The organism is Geodermatophilus dictyosporus, assembly GCF_900115505.1.
In the GTDB taxonomy this organism is placed as follows: Bacteria; Actinomycetota; Actinomycetes; order Mycobacteriales; family Geodermatophilaceae; genus Geodermatophilus; species Geodermatophilus dictyosporus.
In genome coordinates this window covers 177,582-204,189 of the sequence record NZ_FOWQ01000009.1, presented here as the reverse complement: position 1 = coordinate 204,189, position 26,608 = coordinate 177,582, and the positions used below count along the sequence as shown (strand labels likewise).

At 74.8% G+C, this 26,608-nt stretch carries 27 protein-coding genes, 1 other RNA gene and 1 pseudogene; 16 read left to right on the top strand and 13 right to left on the bottom strand.

What is annotated here, in order from left to right; genetic code table 11:
* The first annotated feature begins 92 nt into the window (after positions 1 to 92).
* The 8 genes from BMZ33_RS19730 to BMZ33_RS19695 are packed head-to-tail and all read left to right on the top strand — an operon-like array spanning position 93 to position 6,229.
* Complete coding sequence (locus BMZ33_RS19730; protein ID WP_091115337.1) at positions 93 to 875, top strand: SDR family NAD(P)-dependent oxidoreductase; 783 nt, start codon at positions 93 to 95, stop codon at positions 873 to 875.
* Positions 872 to 1,612 (top strand): SDR family NAD(P)-dependent oxidoreductase, encoded by a 741-nt coding sequence (locus BMZ33_RS19725; RefSeq protein WP_091115151.1) that lies wholly within the window; start codon positions 872 to 874, stop codon positions 1,610 to 1,612. Before BMZ33_RS19730 ends, BMZ33_RS19725 begins: the two co-directional genes overlap by 4 nt.
* A 47-nt stretch (positions 1,613 to 1,659) precedes the next feature.
* On the top strand, positions 1,660 to 2,022 hold the full coding sequence (locus tag BMZ33_RS19720) for a hypothetical protein (protein WP_091115148.1): 363 nt from the start codon (positions 1,660 to 1,662) through the stop codon (positions 2,020 to 2,022).
* Positions 2,019 to 2,768, top strand: a complete 750-nt coding sequence (gene pxpA, locus BMZ33_RS19715; protein ID WP_091115144.1) for a 5-oxoprolinase subunit PxpA — start codon at positions 2,019 to 2,021, stop codon at positions 2,766 to 2,768. The genes BMZ33_RS19720 and pxpA overlap by 4 nt, the downstream gene beginning before the upstream one ends.
* Positions 2,761 to 3,006 carry an acetyl-CoA carboxylase gene (locus BMZ33_RS19710; protein WP_091115140.1) on the top strand — a complete coding sequence of 82 codons (246 nt, stop codon included), beginning with the start codon at positions 2,761 to 2,763 and terminating at the stop codon, positions 3,004 to 3,006. Before pxpA ends, BMZ33_RS19710 begins: the two co-directional genes overlap by 8 nt.
* A 7-nt stretch (positions 3,007 to 3,013) precedes the next feature.
* Positions 3,014 to 4,387 (top strand): acetyl-CoA carboxylase biotin carboxylase subunit, encoded by a 1,374-nt coding sequence (locus BMZ33_RS19705; RefSeq protein ID WP_091115333.1) that lies wholly within the window; start codon positions 3,014 to 3,016, stop codon positions 4,385 to 4,387.
* Positions 4,384 to 5,274: a 5-oxoprolinase subunit B family protein gene (locus BMZ33_RS19700; RefSeq protein WP_091115136.1), complete on the top strand. Its 891-nt coding sequence runs from the start codon at positions 4,384 to 4,386 to the stop codon at positions 5,272 to 5,274. Before BMZ33_RS19705 ends, BMZ33_RS19700 begins: the two co-directional genes overlap by 4 nt.
* On the top strand, positions 5,264 to 6,229 hold the full coding sequence (locus BMZ33_RS19695) for a 5-oxoprolinase subunit C family protein (protein ID WP_091115133.1): 966 nt from the start codon (positions 5,264 to 5,266) through the stop codon (positions 6,227 to 6,229). Before BMZ33_RS19700 ends, BMZ33_RS19695 begins: the two co-directional genes overlap by 11 nt.
* Before the next feature lie 29 nt (positions 6,230 to 6,258).
* Here the strand turns inward: BMZ33_RS19695 and BMZ33_RS19690 are convergent, their stop codons facing one another.
* From BMZ33_RS19690 to BMZ33_RS19680, 3 genes are read right to left on the bottom strand one after another with little or no spacing between them, the layout of a single operon-like run.
* The gene (locus BMZ33_RS19690; RefSeq protein WP_091115130.1) at positions 6,259 to 7,161 is read right to left on the bottom strand and encodes an enoyl-CoA hydratase-related protein; all 903 of its coding nucleotides are present in this window, start codon (positions 7,159 to 7,161) and stop codon (positions 6,259 to 6,261) included.
* The gene (locus BMZ33_RS19685; RefSeq protein WP_091115125.1) at positions 7,158 to 8,165 is read right to left on the bottom strand and encodes an acyl-CoA dehydrogenase family protein; all 1,008 of its coding nucleotides are present in this window, start codon (positions 8,163 to 8,165) and stop codon (positions 7,158 to 7,160) included. The genes BMZ33_RS19690 and BMZ33_RS19685 overlap by 4 nt, the downstream gene beginning before the upstream one ends.
* Before the next feature lie 5 nt (positions 8,166 to 8,170).
* Positions 8,171 to 9,379 (bottom strand): acyl-CoA dehydrogenase family protein, encoded by a 1,209-nt coding sequence (locus tag BMZ33_RS19680; protein WP_091115122.1) that lies wholly within the window; start codon positions 9,377 to 9,379, stop codon positions 8,171 to 8,173.
* Between the two features lie 106 nt (positions 9,380 to 9,485).
* Between BMZ33_RS19680 and BMZ33_RS19675 the strand changes: the two genes are divergently transcribed.
* The 4 genes from BMZ33_RS19675 to BMZ33_RS19660 are packed head-to-tail and all read left to right on the top strand — an operon-like array spanning position 9,486 to position 12,444.
* Positions 9,486 to 10,145 carry a TetR/AcrR family transcriptional regulator gene (locus BMZ33_RS19675; RefSeq protein ID WP_169064596.1) on the top strand — a complete coding sequence of 220 codons (660 nt, stop codon included), beginning with the start codon at positions 9,486 to 9,488 and terminating at the stop codon, positions 10,143 to 10,145.
* A gap of 56 nt (positions 10,146 to 10,201) precedes the next feature.
* Positions 10,202 to 11,767 (top strand): long-chain-fatty-acid--CoA ligase, encoded by a 1,566-nt coding sequence (locus BMZ33_RS19670; RefSeq protein WP_169064595.1) that lies wholly within the window; start codon positions 10,202 to 10,204, stop codon positions 11,765 to 11,767.
* A 46-nt stretch (positions 11,768 to 11,813) separates the two neighbouring features.
* Entirely contained in the window at positions 11,814 to 12,047 is a 234-nt protein-coding gene (locus BMZ33_RS19665; protein WP_091115118.1) for a FitA-like ribbon-helix-helix domain-containing protein, read from the top strand.
* Between the two features lies 1 nt (position 12,048).
* Complete coding sequence (locus BMZ33_RS19660) at positions 12,049 to 12,444, top strand: type II toxin-antitoxin system VapC family toxin (RefSeq protein ID WP_091115116.1); 396 nt, start codon at positions 12,049 to 12,051, stop codon at positions 12,442 to 12,444.
* An 8-nt stretch (positions 12,445 to 12,452) separates the two neighbouring features.
* Here BMZ33_RS19660 and BMZ33_RS19655 read toward each other — a convergent pair whose 3' ends face one another.
* From BMZ33_RS19655 to BMZ33_RS19645, 3 genes are all read right to left on the bottom strand, one after another.
* Positions 12,453 to 13,166 (bottom strand): DsbA family oxidoreductase, encoded by a 714-nt coding sequence (locus BMZ33_RS19655; protein ID WP_091115114.1) that lies wholly within the window; start codon positions 13,164 to 13,166, stop codon positions 12,453 to 12,455.
* Positions 13,167 to 13,280: 114 nt separating this feature from the next.
* Positions 13,281 to 14,420, bottom strand: coding sequence for a glycerophosphodiester phosphodiesterase (locus tag BMZ33_RS19650; RefSeq protein WP_091115112.1), 1,140 nt, complete (start codon positions 14,418 to 14,420; stop codon positions 13,281 to 13,283).
* 120 nt (positions 14,421 to 14,540) lie between these two features.
* Complete coding sequence (locus tag BMZ33_RS19645; RefSeq protein WP_091115110.1) at positions 14,541 to 15,392, bottom strand: patatin-like phospholipase family protein; 852 nt, start codon at positions 15,390 to 15,392, stop codon at positions 14,541 to 14,543.
* A 105-nt stretch (positions 15,393 to 15,497) separates the two neighbouring features.
* Between BMZ33_RS19645 and BMZ33_RS19640 the strand changes: the two genes are divergently transcribed.
* Entirely contained in the window at positions 15,498 to 17,240 is a 1,743-nt protein-coding gene (locus BMZ33_RS19640; RefSeq protein WP_091115108.1) for a class I adenylate-forming enzyme family protein, read from the top strand.
* Positions 17,241 to 17,310: 70 nt separating this feature from the next.
* Complete coding sequence (locus BMZ33_RS19635; RefSeq protein ID WP_091115107.1) at positions 17,311 to 18,363, top strand: potassium channel family protein; 1,053 nt, start codon at positions 17,311 to 17,313, stop codon at positions 18,361 to 18,363.
* 3 nt (positions 18,364 to 18,366) lie between these two features.
* Here BMZ33_RS19635 and BMZ33_RS23535 read toward each other — a convergent pair whose 3' ends face one another.
* Together BMZ33_RS23535 and BMZ33_RS19630 are read right to left on the bottom strand one after the other, a co-directional pair.
* Complete coding sequence (locus BMZ33_RS23535) at positions 18,367 to 18,543, bottom strand: hypothetical protein (protein WP_169064594.1); 177 nt, start codon at positions 18,541 to 18,543, stop codon at positions 18,367 to 18,369.
* A 120-nt stretch (positions 18,544 to 18,663) separates the two neighbouring features.
* Entirely contained in the window at positions 18,664 to 19,521 is an 858-nt protein-coding gene (locus BMZ33_RS19630; protein ID WP_091115105.1) for an NAD(P)H-binding protein, read from the bottom strand.
* 112 nt (positions 19,522 to 19,633) lie between these two features.
* On the opposite strand from BMZ33_RS19630, the gene BMZ33_RS19625 reads away from it, so the two are divergent.
* Positions 19,634 to 19,828, top strand: a complete 195-nt coding sequence (locus BMZ33_RS19625) for a hypothetical protein (protein ID WP_091115102.1) — start codon at positions 19,634 to 19,636, stop codon at positions 19,826 to 19,828.
* 4 nt (positions 19,829 to 19,832) lie between these two features.
* Here BMZ33_RS19625 and BMZ33_RS19620 read toward each other — a convergent pair whose 3' ends face one another.
* Positions 19,833 to 20,900 (bottom strand): alpha/beta fold hydrolase, encoded by a 1,068-nt coding sequence (locus tag BMZ33_RS19620; protein ID WP_091115100.1) that lies wholly within the window; start codon positions 20,898 to 20,900, stop codon positions 19,833 to 19,835.
* Positions 20,901 to 21,060: 160 nt separating this feature from the next.
* The gene (locus tag BMZ33_RS19615; RefSeq protein ID WP_169064593.1) at positions 21,061 to 22,326 is read right to left on the bottom strand and encodes a tannase/feruloyl esterase family alpha/beta hydrolase; all 1,266 of its coding nucleotides are present in this window, start codon (positions 22,324 to 22,326) and stop codon (positions 21,061 to 21,063) included.
* A gap of 124 nt (positions 22,327 to 22,450) precedes the next feature.
* Here BMZ33_RS19615 and BMZ33_RS24725 point away from each other — a divergent pair.
* A pseudogene (locus BMZ33_RS24725) lies at positions 22,451 to 22,954 on the top strand (Lrp/AsnC ligand binding domain-containing protein); the annotation flags it as partial.
* A 118-nt stretch (positions 22,955 to 23,072) separates the two neighbouring features.
* Here the strand turns inward: BMZ33_RS24725 and ssrA are convergent.
* The 3 genes from ssrA to BMZ33_RS19595 form a co-directional block, all read right to left on the bottom strand.
* Positions 23,073 to 23,447, bottom strand: a transfer-messenger RNA (tmRNA) gene (ssrA, locus tag BMZ33_RS19605).
* A gap of 144 nt (positions 23,448 to 23,591) precedes the next feature.
* A complete protein-coding gene (locus BMZ33_RS19600) occupies positions 23,592 to 24,728 on the bottom strand; it encodes a magnesium and cobalt transport protein CorA (protein WP_091115098.1) in 1,137 nt (378 codons plus the stop codon).
* A gap of 253 nt (positions 24,729 to 24,981) precedes the next feature.
* Positions 24,982 to 26,595 (bottom strand): SLC13 family permease, encoded by a 1,614-nt coding sequence (locus BMZ33_RS19595; protein ID WP_091115095.1) that lies wholly within the window; start codon positions 26,593 to 26,595, stop codon positions 24,982 to 24,984.
* Between the last annotated feature and the right edge of the window lie 13 nt (positions 26,596 to 26,608).

Genomic DNA, 26,608 nt, shown 5'->3' with positions numbered 1-26,608 from the left:
AGGACCGGACACCGCGGAGCCGCGGTGCCGGGCGGGCCACGCGCCCGCCCGGCACCGCTGCCCGGGTGCGGAGAGGCAGGACCGAAGTGACGATGGCAGCTCCCGTCGACCGGGACGGACCCGCGGTGGCGGTGGTGACCGGCGCGGCCAGCGGCATCGGCCGCGCCCTCGCGGTCGGCTACGCCCGGGACGGCGGCCACGTGGTCATCGCCAGCTACCCCGGCGACCCGCACGACCCGCAGGAGACCCTGCGGCAGGTGGAGGTCGCCGGCGGGACCGGCACCGTGGTGGCGGTCGACGTCCGCGACTCCCGCCAGGTCGACGACCTCGCGCGGGCCGCGCAGGAGGCGTACGGGCGCATCGACGCGGTCGTCGCCAACGCCGGGGTCCTCCGGCGCGCCTCGCTGGCCGACCTCTCCGACGAGGCGTGGGACGACATGCTCTCGGTGGACCTCACCGGGGTCCTCCGCACGTTCCGCTCCTGCCTGCCGTTCATGGCCGAGGGGTCGGCGATGGTGGCGGTCTCCTCGATCGCCGGGGGGATCTACGGGTGGGAGGACCACGCGCACTACGCCGCCGCCAAGGCGGGGGTGCTCGGGCTGTGCCGCAGCCTGGCCGTGGAGCTGGCCCCCCGCGGCATCCGGGTGAACGCGGTCATCCCGGGGCTGATCGAGACGCCGCAGTCCTCCGACCCCGTCAACTCGCTGGGCCCCGAGGGGCTGCGGCGGGCGGGGGCCGACATCCCCTTCGGCCGGGTGGGGCGTCCCGAGGAGGTCGCCGACGTGATCCGCTTCCTCACCTCGCACCAGGCCCGCTACGTCACCGGCCAGCAACTGGTCGTGGACGGTGGCCTGACCATCAAGATGCGCGCATGACGGGCGTCCTCGACGGGCGCGCCGCCCTGGTGACCGGCGGCGCGAGCGGGATCGGCCGGGCCATCGCCGAGGCCTTCGTCGCCGCCGGAGCACGCGTCGTCCTGCTCGACCGGGACGAGGCCGCGGCGCAGACCGTGGCCGGCGAGCTCGGCGCGGTCGGGGGCGTCGGTGCCGACGTCGCCGACGAGGCGTCGGTGCGCCGCGCGGTCGCGGCCACCGAGGAGGCGCTCGGGCGCATCGACGTCCTGGTCAACGCGGCGGGCATCCTCACGCAGTCACCGCTGGTCGAGATGTCCCTGGCGCAGTGGCGGGAGACGATCGACGTGGACCTGACCGGCGTCTTCCTGCTGTGCCGGTACGTGGTCCCCGGCATGGTCGCGCGCGGATCGGGACGGGTGATCAACATCGCCTCGCAGCTGGCCATCAAGGGCGGGACGTCGCTGACGCACTACAGCGCGGCCAAGGCCGGCGTGCTGGGGCTGACCAAGGCGCTGGCGCTGGAGGTCGCCCCGGACGGCGTGCTCGTCAACGCCATCGCCCCGGGGCCGATCGAGACCCCGCTGGTCGAGGGCATCTCCGAGGACTGGAAGCGCGCCAAGCGCGAGGAGCTCCCGCTGGGCCGCTTCGGCCGCCCCGAGGAGGTCGCCCCCACCGCGGTGCTGCTCGCCGCCTCGCCCGGCGGCGACCTGTACGTCGGGCAGACGCTGGGGCCCAACTCCGGCGACGTCATGCCCTGACCGGACCGTCCGAGGAGAGCGCCGTGTGCGGAGCGTGCGGACGGGCGGTGGCCACCGACGCGTGGTCGGCCGTCCTGGCCGGTCGTCGTGCCCGGTGGGAGGTCGCCCGCCTGGTGAACCAGGTGCTGGAGGACGGCGCCCACCCGGCCCGGGTCTCCTGCGGGCCGGGTGGGTTCACCGTGCGCACCGCCACCGGCCGCGGTGTGCTGGCCGACACCGCGAGCGAGCTGTGGCGCGTGCTGCTCTCGCTGCCGGGCCCCGCGCTGCACCCGCAGGCGGTCCTGGACCGGGTACCCCGCACCCCGGTCGCCGACGCCGTCGCCGCGGCCGCGCGGGCGGCCGGGGCGGACCACACCGCAGAGGGCCACACCGCAGAGGGCCACACCGCAGAGGGAAGGACACGATCGTGACGGTCAGCATCAACTCCGACATGGGCGAGTCGTACGGCATCCACTCCTTCGGCAACGACGAGGCGCTGCTGCCGCTGGTGGACGCCGTCAACGTCGCCTGCGGCTTCCACGCCGGCGACCCCGTGGGCATCCACGAGGTCGTCACCGCGGCCGCGTCCGCAGGCGTCGCCGTCGGCGCCCACCCGGGGCTGCCGGACCCGGTCGGCTTCGGCCGACGGGAGATGGCGCTCACCCCCGAGGAGGTCCGCGACCTCGTCCTCTACCAGGTGGGCGCCCTGCGCGCCTTCCTCGACGCCGAGGGCGTGCGGCTGTCCCACATCAAGCCGCACGGCTCCCTCTACGGGATGGTCGGCCGCGACGAGGCGCTCATGGACGCGGTGTGCGACGTCGCCGTCCAGTACGGGGTCCCGGTGTACGGCCTGGTGGGGACGGCGCACGAGCGGGTGGCCGGCCGGCGCGGGGTGCCGTTCGTGGGCGAGTTCTTCGTCGACCTCGGCTACCGGGCCGACGGCTCGCTGATCATCGCCCGCCGCCCCCACGCCACCCCGCCGGAGCTGGCCGAGCGGCGGGCCCGGCTCGCGCTCGCCGAGGGCGAGGCAGAGACCGACACCGGGACGCGGATCCCGGTGACCTTCGAGAGCATCTGCGTGCACTCGGACACCCCGAACGCCGTGGAGGTCGCCACCGCCGTCCGCGGTGTGGTGGCGGCCGCCCGGACCGAGAACCCTGGAGGAAGCGTTGCCTGAGCACACCGTCCGTTCCCCCCTGCCCGGCGTCTTCTACCGCCGCCCCGCGCCCGACCAGCCGCCGTTCGCCGAGGAGGGCGCCGCGGTCACCGCCGACCAGACCATCGGCCTGGTCGAGATCATGAAGCAGTACGCCGAGGTGAAGGCCGGCGCGGACGGCAGCCTCACCGCCTTCGTCGCCGAGGACCAGTCGGTCCTCGGCGCCGGTGACGCGGTCGCCACGGTCGACGTCGGCTGAGGCCGCGGTGCAGACCCTGCTCGTCGCCAACCGGGGGGAGATCGCCGTCCGCGTCCTGCGGGCGGCCCGGGAGCTCGGCCTCCGGACCGTCGCCGTGTGCAGCGAGGCCGACGTCGGCGCGCTGCACGTCCGGATGGCCGACACCCACCGGGTCGTCGGGCCCGCGCCGGCGACCCGCAGCTACCTCGACGAGGACGCGGTGGTGGCCGCCGCCCTCGACGCCGGTGCCGACGCGGTGCACCCCGGCTACGGCTTCCTGTCCGAGCGGGCCTCGTTCGCCGGCAAGGTCGTCGGTGCCGGCCTGACCTTCGTCGGGCCCTCCCCCGAGGCCATCCGGCTCATGGGCGACAAGGTCCTGGCCCGGCAGACCGCCGCCCGGGCGGGAGTGCCGACCGTGCCGGGGTCCGACGGGCCGGTGGCCACGGTGGAGGAGGCGCTCGAGGTGGCCGGGTCCACCGGCTTCCCCGTGGCCATCAAGGCCGCGGCCGGGGGCGGCGGCCGCGGGATCCGGGTGGTGGCCTCCGCCGAGGAGCTCCGCGAGGCGCTGCCGCGGGTGCAGGGCGAGGCCCGGTCGGCCTTCGGCAACCCCGAGGTCTACCTGGAGCGGCTGGTCCAGCGGGCCCGGCACGTGGAGGTGCAGGTCTTCGGCGACGGCGAGCGGTTCGTCCACCTCGGCGAGCGGGAGTGCTCGCTGCAGCGCCGCCGGCAGAAGGTCGTGGAGGAGGCCGGCGCCCCGGGTCTGCCCGAGGCGGTGCGGGAGCGGATGACCGGCGCGGCGGTCGCCCTCGCCGCCGAGGTGGGCTACCACGGTGCGGGCACCGTCGAGTTCCTCTACGACCCCGAGCGGGCCGAGTTCCACTTCATCGAGATGAACACCCGCATCCAGGTGGAGCACCCGGTCACCGAGATGGTCACCGGCCGGGACCTGGTGCGCGAGCAGCTCACCGTCGCGGCCGGCGACCCGCTGTCCTTTCCCCAGGAGGAGGTCCGGGTGCAGGGCCACGCCCTGGAGTTCCGGCTCAACGCGGAGGACCCCGACACGGGGTTCCTGCCCAGCCCCGGCACCCTCGCGCGGCTGCACCTGCCCGGGGGGCCGTTCGTCCGGGTCGACTCCGGCAGCGAGCAGGGCGGGGAGGTCCCGCCGTTCTACGACTCGCTGCTCGCCAAGGTCGTCGTCTGGGGCGACACCCGGGAGACCGCGCTGGCGCGCGCCCGGCGGGCCCTCGACGAGGTGGAGGTCGAGGGCGTCGCCACGACCGCCCCCTTCCTGCGCCGGCTCGCCGACCACCCCGGCTTCGTGGCCGGGAGCTACCACACCACGTCACTGGAGGAGTGGATGACCGACAGCAGCGAGGCCGGCCTGGCCCGGAGGAGCGCGTGAGCGCCCGGCGGCCCAGCCGCTACTCGTGGGGCGGCGACGAGCACCTCGTCGTGCAGCTCGACGAGGCGATGAGCCTGGAGGTCAACTTCGCGGCGACGGCCATGACCCGGGCGCTGGCCGACCGGCAGCTGGCGGGGGTCGCCGACATCTGCCCGGCCAACGCGTCGTTCCTCGTGCGGTTCGACCCGGACGTCATCGCCCCCGACGTGCTGGAGGCGCAGGTCCGGGAGGTCGAGCGGGAGGTCGAGTCGGCGCCGTCCCTGGCCCTGCGGACGCGCATCGTCGAGGTGCCGGTCTGGTACGACGACCCGTACACCAACGAGACCGCGGCCCGGTTCCGCGACCGGCACCAGCGCCCGGAGGGCAACGACCTGGAGTTCGCGGCGGCCGAGAACGGGCTGGCCTCGACCGAGGAGTTCATCGCCCGGCACTCCGGCTCGCCGTGGCTGACCTCGATGGTGGGGTTCGTCGCCGGCCTGCCGTTCCTGTACCAGATGGTCTCCCGGGAGCGGCAGCTCCAGGTCCCCAAGTACCTCCGGCCGCGCACCGACACCCCGCCGCTCACCGTCGGGCACGGGGGCTGCTTCGCCTGCGTCTACTCCGTGCGGGGCGCCGGCGGCTACCAGATGTTCGGCGTCACGCCGGCGCCGATCTTCGATCCCACGCAGACCCTCGGGGACTTCGCCGACTTCATGGTGTTCTTCCGGCCCGGCGACCTGGTGAAGTTCACGGCCATCGACGAGCGCCGCTACCGGGAGATCGGCGAGGAGGTCTCCGCGGGCACCTTCCGCTTCCGCCAGCAGGAGGTGGAGTTCCGGCTCGACGACTTCCTCGCCGCGCCGGACGAGTACAACGCCGCACTGCTGGAGGTGCTCGATGGCCGTTGAGATCGTCGCGCCGGGCCTGGCCGCGTCCGTCCAGGACCGCGGGCGCACCGGGTACTACGACGTCGGGATCCCGCCGTCGGGGGCGGTCGACCTCTACTCCTCCGGGGTGGCCAACCTCCTCGTCGGCAACGACCCCGGTGCCGCCGTGGTCGAGGCCGCCTACATGGGGCCGCACCTGCGGTTCACCGAGCGGGCCGTCGTCGCCGTCACGGGGGGCCGCATGCCGGCCCTGCTCGACGGCGAGCCGGTCCCCCAGTGGGAGTCGGTCGAGGTGGCGGCCGGGGCCGAGCTCTCGTTCGGCTACCTGGAGGCGGGGGCCCGGATCTACGTGGCCGTGTCCGGGGGCCTCGACGTGCCCGTCGTCCTGGGCAGCCGCAGCACGTACACCCTCGGCTCGTTCGGCGGGTTCGAGGGCCGGGTGCTGCGCGCCGGCGACGTCCTGCCGGTGGGGACCGGCTCGGGGACGGCCGGGAGGTCGGTGCCCGAGGAGCTGCGGCCGGCGCTGTCGAAGGACGTCGACCTCCGGGTGGTGCTCGGCCTCTACGACTACCGGCTCACCGAGCGGGGACTGGCCACGCTGCTCGACACCACCTGGACGCTGACCCCGGTCGCCGACCGGATCGGCTTCCGGTACAGCGGCGGGACGCTCGAGTGGCAGGACCGGGAGCAGCCGTTCGGCGCCGGGTCGGACCTGTCCAACATCGTCGACGCGGGGTACCCGCTGGGGTCGATCCAGGTCCCGGGCGGGGTGGAGCCGATCATCCTGCACCGGGACGCGGTCTCCGGTGGCGGCTACGCCATGGTGGCCACGGTCATCAGCGCCGACCTGGACCTGGTGGGCCAGTCCTCGCCGGGGACGCGGACCCGCTTCCGCCCCGTTCCGCTCGAGGAGGCGCTCGCCGCCCGGCACGAGGCCGCCGCACGGTGGCGGCAGGTGCGCGAGCTGCTGTCCTGACCCGCGGACGACGCCGGGCCGCCCCTCGTCTATCCCGGGGGTGGCCCGGCGTCGTCCGGCGGCGCGGGCCAGCGCGGGACCCCGGCGACCTCGCCGTCGCCGAGCGGGGCGGTGAAGTCCGGCGCCCGCTTGGCGAGGAAGGCGGCCACGCCCTCGGCCACGTCGGGGCCGCTGGCGAGCTCGGCGAGCGCCCGGGTCTCGGCGCGGTGCGCGTCCCAGGGCGAGGGCGCACCGAGCATCGACCACAGCAGCTGCCGGGCCGCGCCGACGGCCACCCCGCTGGTGTTGTCGGCGATCTCGGCGGCGAGCGCGTGGGCGGCGGGCAGCAGCTCGGCGTCGGGCACCACCCGCGACACCAGCCGCCCGCGCAGCGCCTCCTCGGCGCCGAAGACCCGGCCGGTGGCCACCCACTCCATCGCCTGGCTGATGCCGACCACCCGCGGCAGGAACCACGACGAGGCGGCCTCCGGGACGATGCCGCGGCGGGCGAAGACGAAGCCGAAGCGGGCCGACTCGGCGGCGATCCGGACGTCCATCGGCAGGGTGAGCGTGGCGCCGATGCCCACCGCGGGGCCGTTGACCGCCGCGATCACCGGCTTGCGCAGCGCGGCGAAGGGCAGCGAGGCCACCCCGCCCCAGTCGCGGGGCAGGCCGCCCACGGTGCCCCGGCCGGCGGGGTCGTCGACGGCCGCGCCGCGGGCGCGGTCGCCCAGGCCGCCGGAGCCGGCGGCGAGGTCGGCGCCCGCGCAGAACGCCCGCCCCTCGCCGGTGACGACGACCACCCGCACCGCGTCGTCGGCGTCGGCGGCCGCCGCGGCCCCGGCCAGCTCGCCGGCCATGACCGCGGTGAAGGCGTTGAGCCGCTCGGGCCGCGACAGCGTGATCGTCGCGACCCGGTCGGCCACCTCGTAGCGCAGCTGGGTGGGGCTCACCCCAGGGCGCCGGCGACGGCCAGGCGGGCGACGGTGTCGTGGTGCTCGCCGGCGTCGCCGAGCAGCAGCCGGTCGACCTTCGCCCGGCGCCAGTACAGGTGCGCGTCGTGCTCCCAGGTGAAGCCGATCCCGCCGTGCACCTGCACCAGGGTCTCCGCGGCCCGCTCGAGGGCCTCGGCGGCGTAGGCCTTGGCGGCCGCGGCGGCCAGCGGGAGCTCGGCGGGCGCGGCGTCGGCGGGCGCGGCGTCGGCGGCCCACGCCGCCCACCACACCAGCGACCGCAGCTGCTCCACGCCGACCCACGCGTCGACGAGCATGTGCTTGACCGCCTGGTAGGAGCCGATCAGCCGGCCGAACGCCTCGCGCTCCTTGGCGTAGGCCACGCCGAGCTGCACCGCCCGGTCGGCCGCGCCGAGGTCCTCGGCGGCCAGCACCACCGCGCCGACCGCGCGGGCCCGCGCCCACCGCTCGCCGGCGTCCTCGGCCAGCACCCGGCGGGTGGTCAGCCGCACCGAGGCCAGGCCGCGGGTGGCGTCCAGCGGCCGCCCGGGCACCACCACGCCCTCGCCGGCGACGAGGGTGCCGCCGTCCAGGCCGAGGAAGAGGGTGGCGTCGGCGGCGTCGATCGAGGGCGCCGACCCGGTCACGGGCCCGTCGAGGACGGCGATCGCGGTGGACCCGTCGGCGAGCTGCGCGGCCAGGTCGGGTGCGGACTCCAGCAGCACCGCCGCGCGGGCCGCCGTCACCAGGGACGGCGCGGCCAGCACCGCACCGGCCTGCTCGGCGACGACGGCGAGGTCGAGCACGCTGCCGCCGGCACCACCGGCCGACTCGGGCACGGTGATGCCGAGGAAGCCGATGTCGGCCAGCGCCTCGCGGCCGGGCGCGGGGGCCGCGGTGCCCTCGAGCGCGGCGCGCGCGGCCGCCGTCGACACCGAGCCGGTGAAGAACGCGCGGGCGCCGGCGGCGGCGTCGCGCTGGTCGTCGGAGAGGTCGAAGTCCACCGTCGTCACCTCGAGAAGGGGGCGGTCTTGTCGGTCCGGGGCTCCGGCGGCAGGCCCAGCACCCGCTCGCCGAGGATGTTGCGCAGCACCTGGTCGGTGCCGCCGGCGATGGCGATGCCCGGCACGTAGGCCTGGGCCCTCTGCCAGGTCTCGTCGCCGTCGGCGGTGGCGCCGAGCACCGCCTCGTCCCCGAGCAGGCGGACACCGGCGTCGGACACCAGCCGGGCCGCGGCGGTGCCGCCGAGCTTGCCGGCGCTGGCCTCGGGGCCGGGCACGCCGCCCTTGCTCAGCGCGGTGAAGCGGCGGTAGCCGGTGTAGCGACTGGCCAGCGCGGCAACCAGCGCCCGGCCCACCGCCTGGCGGGCGAGCGCCTGCTGGTCGGCGCCGAGCGCGGGCAGCCGGTCGCGGGCGTGGGCGGCCAGCGCCTCGGCCGACTGGCCGATGTCGCTGCCGGCCCCGCCGATCGCCACCCGCTCGTTCATCAGCGTGGTGAGCGCGACCCGCCAGCCCTCCCCCGGCTCGCCGAGCCGCTCGCCGTCGGGGATGCGGACGTCGTCGAAGAAGACCTCGTTGAAGTCGGCACCGCCGGTCATCTGCCGCAGCGGCCGGACGGTGACGCCGGGGGCGTGCATGTCGACGACGAACATCGTCAGCCCGGCGTGCTTGGGCCGCGTCGGGTCGGTGCGGGTGAGCAGGATGCCGAGGTCGGCGACGTGGGCGAGCGTCGTCCACACCTTCTGGCCGTTGACCACCCAGTCCTCGCCGTCGCGGACGGCGGAGGTGCGCAGCGCCGCCAGGTCCGAGCCCGAGGCCGGCTCGCTGAACAGCTGGCACCACACGTCGTCGGCGCGCAGCAGCCGGGTCAGGTACCGGGAGCGCTGGTCGTCGCTGCCGTGCGCGATGACCGTGGGCCCGCACATGCCGATGCCGATGTGGTTGACCAGCGTGGGCACCCGCGCGCGGGCCAGCTCCTGCGCCACGATCGCCTGCTGCACCAGCGTGCCGCCCTGCCCGCCGTGCTCCCGCGGCCACGTGACGCCGACCAGCCCGGCGTCGGCCAGTACCCGCTGGGTGGCGCGCAGCTCGGCCTCGCGCAGGCGGGCGTCGGTCGGCTCCCCCGGCCGCACGTGCAGCAGCTCGGCGTCGTGCTCCTCCAGCGTGGCCCGGACGCGCGCCCGGTAGGCGGCCTCGTCGGGAGTGTCGTCGAAGTCCACGGGGCGCCTTCCGTCGTCGAGCGGTCGGGCCGCAGCGTGACAGCGGTCACCCTGCACGGTCAACGGTGACTGTTCGCGGGCCCCGCCGGGGCTTACCCTGCCGCGGGTGACCGCCGATCCCGTCCCGGCCGGCGCGCCGCTGCGCACCCGCTCGGCGCGCACGGCGGGCAGCCGGGCGCTGATCCTCGACGCCGCCGTGGCCTGCCTGGTCGAGGACGGCTACGCCGGCGCCTCCACCCTCGCCGTCCAGGCCCGGGCCGGGGTGTCCCGCGGCCGGCTGCTGCACCACTTCCCCTCCCGCGCCGAGCTGCTCGTCGCCGCGGCCGGGCACCTGTCGACCACGCTGCTGGCCGAGGTGGAGGCGCGGGCCGCGGCCGTGATGGCCGACCAGCCCGCCGGCCCCGAGCGGGTCGACCGGGCGATCGACCTCCTGTGGGCGACGTTCCAGGAGCCGCCGTTCTGGGCGGCGATGGAGCTGTGGACGGCGGCGCGCACCGACCCGGGGCTGCGGGCGGCCCTGCGGACCGAGGAGCGGCGGCTGCGCGCGGCGATCCGGCGGGTGGCCGACGGCATCTGGGGTCCGGAGGTCGCGGCCGCACCGCGCTACGCGGAGGTCTGCGAGCTGCTGTTCACCAGCATGCGCGGTGTCGCCTGCGTGTACGCCTTCGCCGAGCGCCCGGCGGCCACCGACCCGCACCTGGCGCTGTGGAAGGGCCTCGCCGCCCGGCTCCTGGTCGCCGGGGAGGGCGGCAACGGTCAGGCTTGACCGCCCTCGGCCCCCCCGACAGCATGACGCGGGTCACACCGACCGAGGAGGCCCCCGTGGACGTCCCGACCCTCGCCGGACGCGGCATGACCGCGTCGGACCAGCTCGCCCGCTGGGCCCGCCGCACGCCCGGGGCGGTGGCGCTGCGCTTCGAGGGGACCGGGCGCACCTACGCCGAGCTCGACGAGCGGGTGACCCGCCTGGCCCGCACCCTGGCCGGCCGCGGCGTCGGCAGCGGCGACCGCGTCGCCGTCCTGGCGCTCAACGGGCTGGAGACCTGGGAGGCCCACCTGGCCGGCGTGCGGCTGGGTGCGGTCGTGGTGCCGGTCAACTTCCGGCTGGTGGCCGACGAGGTGGCCTACGTGCTCACCGACAGCGGTGCGACGGCCCTCGTGGTCGACGCCGCGATGGCCGAGGTGGGCGCCAAGGCCCGCGCCCAGGCGCCCGGGGTGAGCACGGTGCTGACCATCGGCGAGGAGCTGGAGGCGGCGCTGGCCGCGGCCGGTGCCGAGCCGCTCGAGGTCACGGTCGACGAGTCCGCGCCGGCGTTCATCATGTACACCTCGGGCACGACCGGCCGGCCCAAGGGCGCCGTGCTCACCCACCACAACCTGCTGATGCACGTGTTCAGCCAGGTCACCCACCTCGGCTGGGACCCCGACGACCGGGTCGCCGTCCCCGGCGCGCCGCTGTTCCACATCGCCGGGCTGGCCGGGGGCCTGCCGCCGCTGCTGCTCGGCGGCACCCACGTGATCCTGCGCTCGGGCGGGTTCGACCCCGTCGCCACGCTCGACCTGATCGAGCGGGAGCGGGTGAGCAGCATCTTCCTGGTGCCGGCGATGTGGGCCGCGGTGGTCGCCGTCCCCGGGATCGCCGACCGCGACCTGTCGTCGCTGCGCCGCATCTCGTGGGGCGCGGCCCCGGCGTCGACGACGCTGCTGCGCACGATGATCGACACGTTCCCGCAGGCGGAGGTGGTGACCGCCTTCGGCCAGACCGAGTGCAGCCCGGTGACCACCTTCCTGCGCGGCGAGGACTCGGTGCGCAAGATCGGCTCGGTCGGCACGCCGATGCTCAACGTCGAGGTCCGCGTGGTCGACGACGCGATGCGGGACGTCCCGCAGGGCGAGGTCGGCGAGATCGTGTACCGCAGCCCGATGGTGATGAAGGAGTACTGGGGCAAGCCGGAGGCGACGGCCGAGGCCTTCGCCGGCGGCTGGTTCCACTCCGGGGACCTCGTGCGGCAGGACGAGGAGGGCTACCTCTACGTCGTCGACCGCAAGAAGGACATGATCATCACCGGCGGCGAGAACGTGTACTGCGCCGAGGTCGAGGACGTCCTGGCCGCGCACCCGAAGGTGGCCGAGGTGGCGCTGATCGGCGTCCCCGACGCGCGCTTCGGGGAGGCGCCGCTGGCCGTCGTCGCCCCGCGGGACGCGGCCGACCCGCCGACGGCGGAGGAGCTCACCGCCTGGTGCCGCGAGCGGCTGGCCCGCTACAAGAACCCGCGCGAGTACTCGGTCGTCGGCGCGCTGCCGCGCAACCCGAGCGGCAAGGTGCTCAAGACCCGCCTGCGCGAGGAGCACTCGGCCGGCTCGCTGGTCGCCCGACCGGTGGTCTGACGCGTCGGTGGGTGCAGACTTCATGCACTGCACGTAGAGCGCCTGCATGGCCAGGACGATCCAGGTCCGGGACGTCCCGGACGACGTCCACGAGGTCCTGCGGGTACGCGCAGCCCGCGCTGGGCTGTCGCTGTCCGAGTACCTCCGGAGGGAGGTCAGCGGGCTGGCCCGGCGACCGACCGCGGAGGAGTTCCTCTCGCGCGTGACGGCACGCGCCGACGTCCCCGTCGACTCCGAGCAGATCGTCGCGGCCGTGCACGCCGAACGCGGCGTGCGCTGAGGTGTCCGTCGTCCTCGACGCCTCCGTGGTCCTGCGCCTGCTCCTGCAGACCGGTGGACGCGCCGCCGAGCTCCACGACCTCGTGCGGGCCGACGACCTGCACGCACCGGCGCTGGTCGACGTCGAGGTCGCCTCAGGACTGCGCAGGCTCACCGCCACCGGGGCCGTCGGGGCCGATCGAGCCGCCGAGGCCGTCGACGACCTGGTGCTCCTGGGGATCGAGCGGTACCCGCACACCTCGCTGCTCCCCCGGATCTGGCAGCTGCGGTCGAACCTGACCGCCTGCGACGCCACCTGTGCCGCCCTCGCCGAGAGGCTGGGGTGTGCGCTCCTCACCGCCGACCGGGGACTCGCGACCGCCCCCGGCCCACGGTGCGAACGGCGACACCTGTCCTAGGCGTCCGGTCAGACCGAACAGCCGTCGGGGCCGCAGACCTCGCCGCCGCTGATCACGGGGACGAGCGGCGTGCGCTCGGCCCAGGCGCGCTCGAGCACCTGCAGCAGCGCGTCGGCGGACTGTGCGCCGTTGACGCCGTACCTCCGGTCGACGACGAAGAACGGCACGCCGCTGATGCCCAGGGCCTGCGCCTCGGCCTCGTCGGCCCGCACCGCGCCCGCGTACCGCTGGTCGGCCAGCGCCGCGCGCACCTCGTCGGCGTCCAGCCCCGCCTCGGCGGCCAGCCGGACGAGGGTCTCGCGGTCGCCCACGGCCTCGCCCTCGCCGAAGTAGGCGGTCAGCAGCCGCTCCTTGACCGCGTCCTGCACCCCGCGCTCGGCCGCCAGGTGGAGGACCTGGTGGGCGTCGAGGGTGTTGGCCCGCACCGCGCGGTCGAAGCGGAAGTCCAGCCCCTCGGCGGCGGCCTGCTGGGTCATGGAGTCGGTCATCTGCTGCGCGGCGGGCACCGACGTGCCGTACTTGCGGGCCAGCCGCTCGGCGTACTCCGTCGGCGTCACCGGCTCGCCGGCGGCGGCCGAGGGCGCGCCCGGGTCGAGCTCGAAGGCCCTCCACTCCACCTCGACGGCGTCCCGGTGCGGGAAGCGGGCCAGCGCGGCCTCGAAGCGGCGCTTGCCGATGTGGCACCAGGGACAGACGACGTCGGACCAGATCTCGACCTTCACGTCCGCTCCAACACCCCGTCCCCTGCGCGCTCTTCCCGGTGACCACGGCGCCGCGACCAGCCCGAGGGCTCAGGACGTGGTCACGGCGCCGTGGTCACCGGCGAGGGAGGGCGCTCAGGCGGCCGCCTGGTCCTCCCCCTGCAGGAACAGGTCGCGGGAGACGACGCCGGTGTCGGGGTTGTCGGTGAAGATCCCGTCGATGCCGGTCTCCCAGAACACCAGCTGCTCCTCGATCGCCCGGCCGTAGTCGCCGGGTTCCTCGCCCGGGTCGCGCAGCTCGACGGGGAGGAACTCGTTCTCGTTGCGGAAGGTGTACGGGTGCACGAGCAGGTCCGCGGCGTGCGCGTCGGCCACGAAGGACGTCGGCTCGCCCAGCGTGCCGTCGGCCTCCCGCGGGATGACCAGGTTCTTGTCCGGGCCCACCCCGTCGGCGTACTCGCCGATGCCGGCCAGCCCCTCGGCGGTGGCCAGGTCGGCGTAGGTCCGCGGGTCACCCGCCGCGACCAGGTCAGCGGGCGCGCCGGTGTTCGACATCAGCTGCACCAGCGCCACGTCGGCGACCTCGTCGAGCTCGCGCAGGTTCGCCGTCTCGAAGGACTGGACGAACACCGGCGAGCGGTCACGGTCGAGCCCGGCCTCGTCGAGCGCGGCCAGCAGCGGCTCCTCCAGCGACAGCCCGATGGCGTCGAAGTACGTCGGGTGCTTGGTCTCGATGTAGACGCCGATCTCCCGGTCCAGCTCTCGGCTGAGCTCCTCGCGCAGCTCGAGCACCTCCTGGAGGGTGGGCACCTGGTACAGCCCGTCGTACAGCCGGTTCTCCTCGCGGAGCTCGGGGAGCCGCTCGACCGCCCGCAGCGTCCGCAGCTCGGCGAGGGTGAAGTCCTCGGTGAACCAGCCGGTCAGCTCGGTGCCGTCGATCGTCTTCGTGGTGCGCCGGTCGGCGAACTCGGGGCGCTCGGCGACGTCCGTCGTCCCGGAGATCTCGTTCTCGTGGCGGGTGACCAGCACGCCGTCCGACGTGCTCACCACGTCGGGCTCGACGTGGTCCGCACCCATCCGGGCGGCCAGCTCGTAGGAGGCCAGCGTGTGCTCGGGCCGGTAGCCCGAGGCGCCGCGGTGCCCGATGACCAGCAGCTCCTCCGCCTCGGGCCCGGCCGCCTGCGGCGGGGCGGCGGTGGCCGGGCCGGTCAGGAACAGCGGGACGGCGAGGACCGCGGCGCTCAGCGCTGCGGTCCGGCGGTGGGCACGTGACATGGGTGCGCTCCCCCGGGCTCGGACGGCGACGTCGCCGCCGGCCCGGACGATCCCAGCCCGGCGACGGAGCCGCGACCGGAGCCGCGACCGGACGGCCGGTGGTCCCCCTCCGGCGGCCGCTCAGCCGGACCAGGCGGCGGCGACCTCCCCGGCCACCGTCGACGCCTGCGCGCGGCCGGCCTCGGCCGAGGGCCGGCGGGCCGCCGGGTCGAGCACGTTGCGGCCGATGGCCCGGCGGGCGGCCGGGTCGGGCGAGACGACGGCGACCCGCGCCACCATGCCGCTGACCTGGGCGTCGACGCTGGCCATGGGGCCCGCGCCGCGCGCGATCGGCGCCAGCACGACGACCCGCTCGTACCCGGAGGCGAGGTCGGCGTTGGCCGCCGAGCGCATCCCGCCGTCGACGTAGCGGCGGCCGTCGATGGTCACCGGCGGGTAGACGCCGGGGACGGCGCAGCTGGCCGCGACCGCGTGCACGAGCGGCACGCCGGAGTAGCGGTCGAAGGTGCGGAACTCCCCGGTGGCGGCGTCGACGGCGGTGACGGTGAGCGCCCGCCCGGGCCACTCCCGCGACACCAGGCGGGAGCCGATGACGTCGAGCCGCTCCTGCTCCGGCGGGGTCACGCCGGCGGCCTCGGCCCGGAGCGCCAGCGCCCCCATCCGCCGGCGGAACGCGGTGTCGCTGCCGCGGCTGCGCAGCACCGCCCAGGCGAAGGCGGCCAGCGCCCCCCGCCCCATCCGGGCCGCGCGCTCCGACGACGGGGGCTCGAGCTGGCGGCGGTACAGCTCCCCGAGCTCCGCGCCGCTGGTCACCTGGGCGCCGACGACGCTGCCGGCCGAGGTGCCGACGACGAGGTCGGCGCCGGTCAGGTCGACACCGGCCTCGGCCAGGCCCGTCAGCAGGCCGATCTCCCACGCGATGCCGGTGATGCCGCCGCCGCCGAGGACGAGGGCACTGCGCTGGTCGCTCACCCGGCCATGGTCGCAAGCCGCGGTCGCCCGGCACCGGAGGGTGCTCGACAGGCGCTGTGGGCTGGGCCACGCTGTCGTGGAACGGCCCCGGACGGAAGGACCCGCATGACCGCCACGCAGGACGCGCCCACCTCCACCGCCGCGAGCTGGCCGCCCGGGCTGCCGCGCTCCCTGGACTACCCGGCGGTACCGGTCGGGTCGATCCTGCGTGCGGCGGTGCGCCGCTGGGGGACGAGGACGGCCTTCGTCGACCACGACGTCGAGCTGACCTTCGAGGAGCTCGGCCGGCGGGCGTGCGCCGTCGCGAACTGGCTGGCCGCCTCCGGCGTGGGCCGCGGCGACGTCGTGGCCGTGCACATCCCGAACTGCCGCCAGTACCCGGCCGTCTACTACGGCGTGGTCATGGCCGGGGCGGTCTTCTCCCCCACCAACCCGCTGCTGCCGGCCGCCGACCTCGCCGCCCAGCTCACCGACGCCGGCGCCACCGTCCTGGTCACCTGGGACCAGGTGCTGCCCTTCGTGCGCCCGGCGCTGGAGGCCACCCCGGTGCGGACCGTCGTCGTCACCGGCGAGGCGCACACCCTCGACCTCGCCGCCCGCCTCGACGGGCTCGCCGACGGCGACGTCGACCTCGCCGACCTGCTGGCCGCCGACCCCACCGACCGGCACCTCGACGCCGCCGTCGACCCGGCCGCCGACCTCGCCCACCTGGCCTACACGGGCGGCACCACCGGGGTGAGCAAGGGCGTGGAGCTGCCGCACCGCAACGTCGTCACCAACGTGCTGCAGTCGGCGTGCTGGACGTCGGGCTCGCTGCCCGAGCTCGACGAGGCCGGCGACGTCACCCTGCGGCAGGTCCTCGGCGAGGACGAGTGCCCGATCCGGCTGGGCACGGCCACGCTGGTCAACCTGACGCCGTGGTTCCACGCGATGGGGGCGATCGGCTACCTCAACGGCATGGTCATGGCCGGCACGACGACGGTCGTCCACATGCGCTTCGACCCGGTGAGGTACGTGGAGGACGCCCAGCGGTACCGGGTGACCAGCATCGGCGGCGCCCCGCCGGTGTTCGTCGCGCTGCTGCAGGTGCCCGGCTTCGCCGAGGCCGACTGGTCGCACGTCCGTGGCGTCTCCAGCGGCGCGGCGCCGCTGCCCGTGCCGCTGATCGAGCGGCTGCAGGCGGTGCTGCCCGACGCGGTCATCGGCGAGGGCTACGGGCTCACCGAGGTCACCATGCAGGCCACCGGCAACCCGTCGTTCCGGTCCGGCACCCGCAAGGCCGGGACGGTCGGCGTGCCCGTGTTCGACACCGAGATCACCATCCGCCCGCTCGGGGGCGGCGACCCGCTGCCCGTGGGCGAGCGCGGCGAGGTGTGCATCCGCGGCCCCCAGGTCATGCGCGGCTACGCCCACCGGCCCGAGGCCACGGCGGAGTCGATCGACCCCGACGGCTGGTTCCACACCGGCGACGTCGGCGTCCTCGACGAGGACGGCTACCTCTCGATCGTCGACCGCACCAAGGACATGCTGCTCTACAAGGGCTACAACGTGTTCCCGCGGGAGCTGGAGGAGGTCCTCTTCGGCGTGCCGGGGGTGGCCGGCGCAGCGGTGGTGGGCCGGCCCGACGAGGAGGCCGGGGAGCTGCCGGTGGCCTACGTCGTCCGCCGCGACGACGACGCCGGGCGGGCGCTGACCGCCGGGTCGGTCATGGCCGCGGTCAACGACCGGGTCACCCCGTACAAGCGGCTGCGCGACGTCGTCTTCATCGACGCCATCCCGGTGTCGGCGGCGGGCAAGGTGCTCAAGCGCGAGCTGGCCGCGCGGGAGCGCGGGGCCGCCTCGAGCTGACCCGTTCGAGGGCGGTGCGCACCGGCATCCCGGTGCGCACCGCGCCCGCTCGCTATCGTCCGCTGACGTGATGAGCGGACAGGCGGCGGACGACCCGCACACCGGGGTCCAGCTCGCCCACGTGGAGGAGTCGCCGACCCGCCAGGTGTGGCGCCGGGTGGCCTTCGCGAGCTTCTTCCTGGCGCTGACGGTCCTCATCGTCTGGCTCGACCGCGACTCCTACCGCGACGGCGACGAGGTCGGCATCTCGCTGCTCGACGCCGTCTACTACGCCACCGTCACGCTCTCGACGACCGGCTACGGCGACATCACGCCGATCACCGAGGGCGCGCGGCTGGTCAACATCCTGTTCATCACGCCGCTGCGCGTGCTGTTCCTGATCGTGCTCATCGGGACCACGCTCGAGGCGCTCACCGCGCGCTCGCGCGAGGAGTTCCGCATCCGACGCTGGAGGTCCCGCGTGCGCCAGCACGTCATCGTGTGCGGCTACGGCACCAAGGGCCGCAGCGCCGTCCGGTCCCTGCGGGCCACCGGCACCCGGCTGGAGGACATCGTCGTCGTCGACTCCGACCAGCGGGCGATGGACGAGGCCAACTCCATCGGGCTGACCGGCATCGTCGGCGACGCCGGGCGCACCGACGTGCTGCGCCGGGCGCACGTCGAGCGCGCCCGCGCGGTGATCGTGGCGGCCAACCGGGACGACGCCGCGGTGCTCATCACGCTCACCGTGCGCCAGCTCAACCCGAGCGTGCCGATCACCACCAGCGTCCGCGAGGAGGAGAACGCGAGCCTCCTGCGCCAGTCCGGCGCCGACACGGTCATCACCACCTCGGCGACGTCGGGCCGGCTGCTGGGCCTGTCCACCGACAGCCCGCGGGTGGTCTCGGTCGTGGAGGACCTGCTCACGGGCGGCCAGGGGCTCGACATCTCGCAGCGCACGGTCAGCTCCGGGGAGGTCGGGCTCGGCCCGCGCGACCTGCGCGACATCGTCCTGTCGGTCACCCGCGGCGGGCGCACCCTGCGCTACGACGACCCGCTGATCGGGACGCTGCAGAGCGAGGACGTGCTGGTCGTGGTCCGCTCGCACGGACCCGACGGCCACGCCTTCGCGCGCGCCCACTAGCTGTCAGACCGGCAGCGCGGCCAGGTCGTCGGCCAGCCGGACGTCGGCGAGCACCAGGTCGGCGGCGGTGGTGTGCCAGCCGGCCACGAGCAGCAGCGGCCAGGGGGCCTCGACATCGGCCGAGGCGGTGGCGGCGACGAGTCCGGCCTGCGCGACGGCGCGGCACGCGATGGGGTTCATGCTCCCGGGATCGGCACGGGCAGCGCCGCACTGGAGCCCGGCGGCGGACCCCACCCCTCGAAGGGAGGCCCGCCGGCGGCTACCCGCCCGTGCCGAGATCGCCGATGTCGTCGGCGGTGGTCAGCCCCGCGCGGCGCGGACCGCGTCGACCAGCGGGGTCACCTGCCGGCCGAGCAGCGCGGTGAGGGTCTCCTCGCCGGTGTCGAGCTCGCCGCGGGCGATGGAGGTGTCGATGGCGGTGACGAACCCGGCGGTGCCGGCCTCGAGGCCCGCCTCCTGCAGCGCGGCGGTGAGCTCCTCGGCCGGCAGGTCGCGGTAGCGCACGGGCGTGCCGGTGGCCTCGGTGACGGCGGCGGCGAGCTCGGCCAGGGTGACCCCGGGGCCGCCGAGCTCCAGCACGCCGCTGCCCTCCTGGTCGGCGAGCAGCGCGGTCGCGGCCGCGACGGCGTAGTCGGCACGGGGGGCCACCGACACCCGGCCCTCCCCCGCGGCGCCCAGGATCTCGCCGGTGGCCAGGTACCGGTCGAGCTGGGCGGTGTAGTTCTCGACGTACCAGCTGTTGCGCAGGACCGTCGCCGGGACGCCGACCTCGCGCAGCGCCTCCTCGGTCCCCCGGTGCTCGCCGGCCAGCGGGTTGCCCGAGGTGTCGGCGTGCGCGATCGAGGTGTAGACGAGCCGCTGCACGCCGGCCGCGGCCGCCGCCTCGGCGACCGCGCGGTGCTGGGCCACCCGCGCGCCGGGCTCGTTGCCCGAGACCAGCAGCAGCCGGGTGACGCCGGCCAGCGCCGCGGGCAGCGTCTCCGGCCGCGAGTAGTCGCCCTCGCGGACCTGCACGCCGCGGGCGGCGAGGTCGGCGGCGGCCTCGGGACGGCGGACGACGGCGACGACGTCCGCCGCCGGGACGCCGCGGTCGAGCAGCTCCTCGACGGCGCGTCGGCCCAGGCCGCCGGTTGCTCCGGTGACGGCGTACGTGGTCATGCGGTGCTCCTCGGGTGCGGCGGGGTCTCCGCGGGGGCCAACTGGAGGGGACGGCCGGCCATTCCGCGGGTAGGAGCGTCGGGGACGTTCCCGACCCGCACCGGAGGACCCCGTGGAAGAGCGACAGAGCGCCGTCGACCACCCCCGCAGCGACGACACCAAGGGCCGGGACCGGCACGACGGCGAGACCACCGAGGGCGTCAGCGGCCTGGTGGGCACCGCCGACGCCGACGACGTGCAGGCCCAGGGCGCGGCGCCGAACGCGCCGGGCGGGGCGGTACCGGCCCCGCCCGGCGGTGGCAGCTGAGGGCTCAGACCTCCGTGTCGAGCAGCTCGCCGAGGTTGCGGTCCACCTCGGCCAGGTAGGCCGGCTCGAAGCCGAACAGCCCGAAGTGGCCCGCGATCGAGGGCAGCACGCGCAGCTCGCTGTCCTTGATGAGCGCCTGCTCGACGGCGCAGTCGCGGGGCGGGAAGAACATGTCCTCGTCGATCGGCATGACGAAGGTCCGCGCGGTGATCCGGCCCAGCGCCGCGGCGAGGTCGCCGTCGGTGTGCCGGGTGACGTCGCCGCGCTGCCACTTCCAGCCCATGGTCAGCAGGGCGTTGGGGTCCATGGCGAGGAAGGTGGCCTGCACGAACCGCTCCTGGAACTCCTCGAAGGTCGACCACGTGACGTCGGGCAGCTCGACCCCGCGCCAGAACCCGGTCCGCCAGAACTCCGTGGACAGGCCGAGCACCGCCCAGATGTCGGCGTGCCGGCGCAGGCCGTCGGCGACCTCGGTGTGCGAGCGGTACTCGCCGCCGTTCCACCCGGGGTCGGAGGTGATCGCGTCCATCAGCGTGCGGGTGAACAGGAAGTCGTGCGGGGTGTTCTGCGCGGTGCCGGCGATCGGGGCGGCGCGCAGCACCTGCTCGGGGAAGCGGACCGCCCACTCGTAGGTCTGCTGGGCGCCCATCGAGCCGCCGACCACCAGCGCCCACCGCTCGATGCCGAACAGCTCCGCGGCGAGCTGCTGCTGGGCGCGGACGTCGTCGCCGATGCGGACCTGCGGGAAGCGCGACATCGCGATCCCGCCGTCGGTGTTGTGCGGCGAGGTCGACAGCCCGTTGCCGATCTGGTTGACCACCACGATGAACCAGCGCGTGGGGTCCAGCGCCCGGCCGGGGCCGATGTAGACCTGCTCCCAGGTGGCGTGGGTGCCGCTGAACCAGGTGGGGACCAGGATCGCGTTGTCCTTGGCCGCGTTCAGCTCGCCGTAGGTGGCGTAGGCCAGCCGGAGGTCGGGGATGCGCCCGCCCTCCTCGAGGTCGAAGCCGCCCAGCGAGTGCAGCTGGTAGGCGCCCTGCACCTCGGGCGTGTAGAAGGCGTTCTCGATCACGGCAGCTCCTCTGCTCGGAAGGGTGATGCCGGTCACTCTGCCGGACCGCGCGGTTCCGGGAGCAGCCGGTCGCCCTGCCCGGCCGCCCGCGGCCGCGACGCACGAGGGCCCCGGGCGGACGTCCTCCGCACCGGGGCCCTCGCCGTGGCGACGGGACGGGTCAGCCCCCCGAGGCCAGCGAGCAGGTGTTCAGCAGCGCCGGGTCGCTCGCATCCACCCCTGCGGGGCGCGGGACCGTCGTGCTGGCCGGCGGCTGCGCGCCCTCCTCGACCCACGCCGTGAGCGCGTCGAAGGCGGTGCGGAAGCAGGGCAGCATCGGCCGCAGGAGCTGCGGGTCCACGGTCACCAGGCTGTCGACGTGGTTGCCGCCCTCGATGCGGTAGTACCGGTGCAGCCGGTCCCGGTTCTGGTCGGCGATCATCCCGGCGTAGACGTCGCTGTCGGTGCTGATCGGGAGCAGGGCGTCCAGGGTGCCGTGCAGGGTGAGCAGCGGCTTCTTGATCTTGCCGGTCAGGCTGATCCGGGCCAGCGCGTCGTGCACCGGCTCCGAGTCCGGGTTCGCGAACCAGGTGTCGTAGCCGGCGTCGCTCGGGCAGGGCGCCAGGATGGCGGGCAGGGTCGTGCCGGCCGTCGGGCCAGGGCACGCCGGGTCGTACGCCGGGTCGAACTCGGCCCGGTAGGTCTTCTGCGTCAGTCCCCAGTAGACCGTCCGGTGGTAGTCCCACAGCGGCTCGGAGCCGCGCGCGAACCCGGCGGCGTACATGTCCTCGGCCGTCGCCTGGCCGAGGGTGTAGCGCACCGCGGTCGGCAGGTAGGTGAACAGGTTGGGCCCGTCGGGGGTGAAGAGGGTGCCCTCCCAGTCGACGCCGCCGTCGTAGAGGTGCGCCCGGTTCTCCAGCTGCCACCGCACCAGGTAGCCGCCGTTGCTGATGCCGGCCACGTACGTCCGCTGCGGCGCCTGGCCGAGGTGCTGGCGCAGGGTGGCCTTCGCGGCGACCGCGAGCTCGGTCACCCGCTGGTGCCACTCCGCGACGGCGTCGCCGGGCGCGACGCCGTCGCGGTAGAAGTCGACCCCGTTGTTGCCCTTGTCCGTGGAGGCGTAGGCGAAGCCCTGCGCCAGCACGGCGTCCGAGACGAGGAAGTCCGAGGCGTACTGCTTGCGGGTGCCGGGTGCGCCGGCCACGACGAGGCCACCGTTCCAGTCGTCCGGGATCCGGAGGACGAACTGGCTGTCGTGGTTCCAGCCGTGGAGGGTGTTGGAGGTGGACGTGTCGGGGAAGTAGCCGTCGACCTGCAGCCCCGGCACCCCGGACGGGTTCTGCGTGCCCAGCGCGTGCAGCCCCGTCCAGTCCGCGACGTCGGTGTACCGCCCGGGCGCCTGCTGCTGCAGGCCGGAGGTGGTCAGGTCGGGCAGGCAGGCGGTCACGCTGTGCTCCGCGCCGGGGACCTCGACCGTGTCGCCCGCCGTGCAGGGCCGCGCCCCGACGCCCGGGCCGTGGCCTCCCGGTACGGCTGCTGCGGGCGACGCCTGCAGCGCGAGCGCCGCCGTGATGCCGAGGGTGGTGATCGTGAGGGTGGTTCGTCTGCGCTGCGACACGAGGACTCCCTTGTCCGCGACTGTCCGGCCGAGTTCCGGATCACATGCTGCGGTCACCTCGGGAGGAGCGCCAGGTGCCCGGTCCACAGCGGCCGGCGCCGGGTGTGTGCCGTCCCCACACCCGGTGGCTCAGGCGCCGGCGAGCAGGGTGGCGAGGGCGACGTGCACGGCGGTGCCGGCGGAGGTGCTCAGCAGCACGTTCCGCCGCCACCGGTGCAGGGGTCATCGCCGGGTACCGGGCGGTCATCGACCCGCGGGCCACCGGGCGCACCTTCGAGGTGATCGTGGCCGTGGAGATCCGCGCCACGACCGGCGCGCCGTCGAGGAGTTCGAGGCCGCGGTCCTGGCCTTCGACGAGGTGGTCAGCGTCCGGCGGCTGTTCGGCGTGCCCGACTACTTCGTGCACGTGGCGGTCGCGGACGCCGAGGCCTTCGAGGCGCTCCTGATGGCGAAGCTCATCGGCCTGCCCGCGTCGCCCGCGCCGTGTCCCACCAGACGATGCGGCTGCTCAAGGGCTGAGCGGCCCCGGACGCACGGGAGCCCGCACGGACGTCGTCCGTGCGGGCTCCCGTCAGGGGTGGAGGTGGCGGGAATCGAACCCGCGTCCTGCGACGCATCACCAGGGCTTCTCCGAGCGCAGTCCGCTCTGCCTCTGCTCGGCCCTCCCGATCGCGCGAACACGTCGAGATGACAGGCCCAGTCGCTGTGAGGTGTCCCGTGCACGCCCGCGACCGGCACGCACGGTGAGTCATCTAGCTGATGCCAGACACCGGGTCGATGACCGAACCCGGGCTGACAGCGTCACACTCGCTGTCAGGCAGCGAGGGCGTACGCGCGCTGACTCTTGTCGGCGCTTGTGTGTTTTCCGACGCGTGGTTAACGAGCTCATCGTCGGCTTCCTCGGCTCGCTTCCCCTGGTCACCCGACCGCAGTCGAGACCATTCACCCCCTGTGCAGTTGTGCACCCATCCTAACCGGCCCGACCAGCGGGTTGTTCCCCGCCGCCACCCCGGCGCGTGGTGACGTGCTGGAACGGCCGCCCCTCAGGGCCCCGCGCCGAGCCTGCGAGGCGTGGGGGGAAGGGTGGTCCTTCGTCAGATCCAGTCGCGGCGCTTGAAGACGGCGTACAGCGTCAGGCTCACGCCCAGCATCAGCACCAGCGCGAACGGGTAGCCCAGGTGCCACGACAGCTCGGGCATGTCCTCGAAGTTCATCCCGTAGACCGTGCCCACCAGCGTCGGCGCGAACAGGATGGCCGCCCAGGCGGAGATCTTCTTGACCTCCTCGCCCTGTGCGATCGAGGCCTCGGTGAGCTCGCGGATCTCCTCGTTCTGCCGCTGCGCGACCAGCGTCGCGTTGACGGTGAGGATGTCGCGCAGCTGCTGGCGGAAGCCCTCCACCCGCTCGTTGACCTGCACGACGTGGTCGGCGACGTCGCGCAGGTAGCTGCGCAGGTCCTCGTCGACGCCGTACTTGTCGAACCCGGCGGTGATCGCGGCGAGGATCCCGGTCAGCGGCCGGGCGGCCCGCTGGAACTCCAGCACCTCCTGCGACAGCTCGTAGATGCGCCGCGAGACGCCGGGGTCGCCGCGGAAGACCTCGGTCTCGATCTGCTCGATGTCGTTGGCCAGGCCCAGGACGACCGGCGTGTACCCGTCGACGACGGCGTCGAGGATCGCGTACAGCACCGCCTCGCTGCCCTTGGCCAGCAGCGCCGGCTCGCTCTCCAGCCGCCGCCGCACGCGGGCGAGGTCGGGCGACTCGCTGTGCCGGACGGTGATCGCGAACTGCCGGCCGAGGAACAGGTGCAGCTCGCCGAACTCGACCTGCTCGACGGCGTCGAGGTAGCGCGCGGCCTTGAGGACGACGAAGAGCGTGTCGCCGTAGCGCTCGAACTTCGGCCGCTGGTGGGCCTGGATGGCGTCCTCGACGGCGAGGTCGGGCAGGCCGTACTGCTCGGCCAGCTCCCCCAGCTCGGCGGGCTCGGGCCGGTAGAGGCCCAGCCACACCATCCGGTCGTCGAAGCCCTCGGTCAGCCAGTCGTGGCTCTCGGCGGCCGACCCGGGGGTGGCGACCCGGCGGCCGCCGGCGTAGACGGCGTTGTCGACCAGCCGCGACTGGCGCTCCGGCTCGGGCGGCGGCGGGGGGACGACGACCCGGCGCGGCGGGGCCGGGCGGGGACGGCGCCCGAGGGTGAGGGCGGAGAGGGGCGCGAGGCGACGGTCGGCCATGACGGGCTCCCGGGGACGCTGGCGGGCGAGGACACAGCGGCGGTCCTCGCCGCGCTGCGCACCGGGCGCGCGGCGACCGGGGGCTATCGGACGAGGACCACGGGACTGGGACTGGGGGGTTCGCTGCGCACGGCGCTCTCCCTCCCTCCCGTCGGTGGCGGCCGGCGTCGCGCGGGCCGTCGTCCATCGTGGCACGCGGTGCCGGCCGCGGCCTCCCCGGAGCGGATGACTTCCCCCTCCGTCCACCCCCCGTTCACACGTCGAGGACGAGCCCCACCATCAGCGGCAGCAGCACGACGATCAGCAGCGCGCCGAGGACGTCGAACGAGATCCCCGAGCGGATCATCTTGGTGATCGGCACGACGCCGGAGCCGTAGACGATCGCGTTCTGCGGCGTCGACACCGGTAGCATGAAGCCGAAGGACGCCGCGAACGTCGCCGCCAGCGCCGGCACGAACGGGTTGATCCCCGCGGCCACCGCCACCGGGATGATGATCGGAACCACGACCGCCGCGGAGGCGGTGTTCGAGGTCGTCTCCGAGATGATGATCGCCAGGATGACCGCGAAGATCGTGATGGCGAAGGTGCTGGTCAGCCCGAGGGTGTCCGCCGAGGCGTTGCCGATGGTCTCGGCCAGGCCGGTGTCGGCGAGCAGCGAGCCGAAGATGATCCCGGTGCCGAACAGCAGGACCGTGCCCCAGTCGATCGTCGCGGCGTCGGACCAGTTGAGGGTGAACTCCCGGCGCTTCCAGTCGGTGGGCAGCAGGAACAGCAGCGAGGCGCCGAGGACGGCGACGATGCCCTCGTTGATCCGCCCGCTGATCGTCTCGTAGAGCGCGGAGTCGGTGCCGGCGGTCAGCGCGATGACGCCGGGGAAGATCCACAGCGACACCGTGACGCCGAAGGCGACCAGCGTGTTCTTCTCCGCCCGCGTCACCGGGCCGAGCTGGGCGCGCTCGGCCTCGACGTACTCGTGCACGCCCTCGATCCGCCGGATCTCCGGCTTGTTGAGCAGCAGCAGGACGGCGGCCAGCGCCACGAACATGAGCGCGCAGATCGGCAGCGCCATGAGCATCCACTGCAGGAACCCGATCCGCTCCCCCGTCGCCTCCTCGATCAGCCCGCGGCCGATCAGGTTCGGCGGGGTCCCGACGGGCGTGATCAGGCCGCCGACGCTCGCGCCGTAGGCCAGCATCAGCATCAGCGCGACACCGATGCGCAGCCGCAGCGGGTCGAAGTCCGGCGCCACCAGCTGCTTGTCCTGCAGCAGCTTGGCGATGACCGTGAGGATGCCCAGGGCCGTCGGCAGCAGCATGGCCACCGTGGCGGTGTTGGACACGAACGCCGACAGCAGCGCGGTGATCACCCCGAAGGCGATGACCACCCGCGCGGTCGAGGCGCCGACCCAGCGCAGCGACAGGATGGCCATCGCGAAGCGCCGCGCGACGCCGTGCTTGAGCATCGCCGCGGCCAGGATGAACGCGCCGATGAAGGTGAACACCGTGGTCGACCCGAACGGGCCCACGGCCTCGTCGGCGGGCACCACCCCGAGGACGACGATGGCGCCGACCCCGATCAGGCCGCCGATCGGGATGGGTACCGGCTCGGTGATCCACAGGACGATGACGCCGAGCAGGATGGCGGCCAGCAGCTGCTGCTGGCTCTCCATGCCCAGCGGGAGCAGCGCGAAGACGATCGTCACCAGCGGGGCGAGGAACAGCCCGACGGTGCGCCGGCCCTTCTCGAACCGTTCCTCGGCCGGGCTGAGCGTCTGCTCACCGAGGCTGCGGTAGGTGGCGGAGCCGCGGAACGCGGCGTCGACGTCGGTGGGCTGCCCGGAGCCGGGCCGGCGGTCGGTCGTGGTCATGACGCCTCCCCTG

Coding starts and splice junctions, on each gene's coding strand:
- BMZ33_RS19730 (WP_091115337.1), top strand. CDS start 93: ATGGCAGCTCCCGTCGACCGGGACGGACCCGCGGTGGCGGTGGTGACC.
- BMZ33_RS19725 (WP_091115151.1), top strand. CDS start 872: ATGACGGGCGTCCTCGACGGGCGCGCCGCCCTGGTGACCGGCGGCGCG.
- BMZ33_RS19695 (WP_091115133.1), top strand. CDS start 5,264: ATGGCCGTTGAGATCGTCGCGCCGGGCCTGGCCGCGTCCGTCCAGGAC.
- BMZ33_RS19665 (WP_091115118.1), top strand. CDS start 11,814: ATGGCCAGGACGATCCAGGTCCGGGACGTCCCGGACGACGTCCACGAG.
- BMZ33_RS19650 (WP_091115112.1), bottom strand. CDS start 14,420: ATGTCACGTGCCCACCGCCGGACCGCAGCGCTGAGCGCCGCGGTCCTC.
- BMZ33_RS19640 (WP_091115108.1), top strand. CDS start 15,498: ATGACCGCCACGCAGGACGCGCCCACCTCCACCGCCGCGAGCTGGCCG.
- BMZ33_RS19635 (WP_091115107.1), top strand. CDS start 17,311: ATGAGCGGACAGGCGGCGGACGACCCGCACACCGGGGTCCAGCTCGCC.
- BMZ33_RS23535 (WP_169064594.1), bottom strand. CDS start 18,543: ATGAACCCCATCGCGTGCCGCGCCGTCGCGCAGGCCGGACTCGTCGCC.
- BMZ33_RS19630 (WP_091115105.1), bottom strand. CDS start 19,521: ATGACCACGTACGCCGTCACCGGAGCAACCGGCGGCCTGGGCCGACGC.
- BMZ33_RS19600 (WP_091115098.1), bottom strand. CDS start 24,728: ATGGCCGACCGTCGCCTCGCGCCCCTCTCCGCCCTCACCCTCGGGCGC.
- BMZ33_RS19595 (WP_091115095.1), bottom strand. CDS start 26,595: ATGACCACGACCGACCGCCGGCCCGGCTCCGGGCAGCCCACCGACGTC.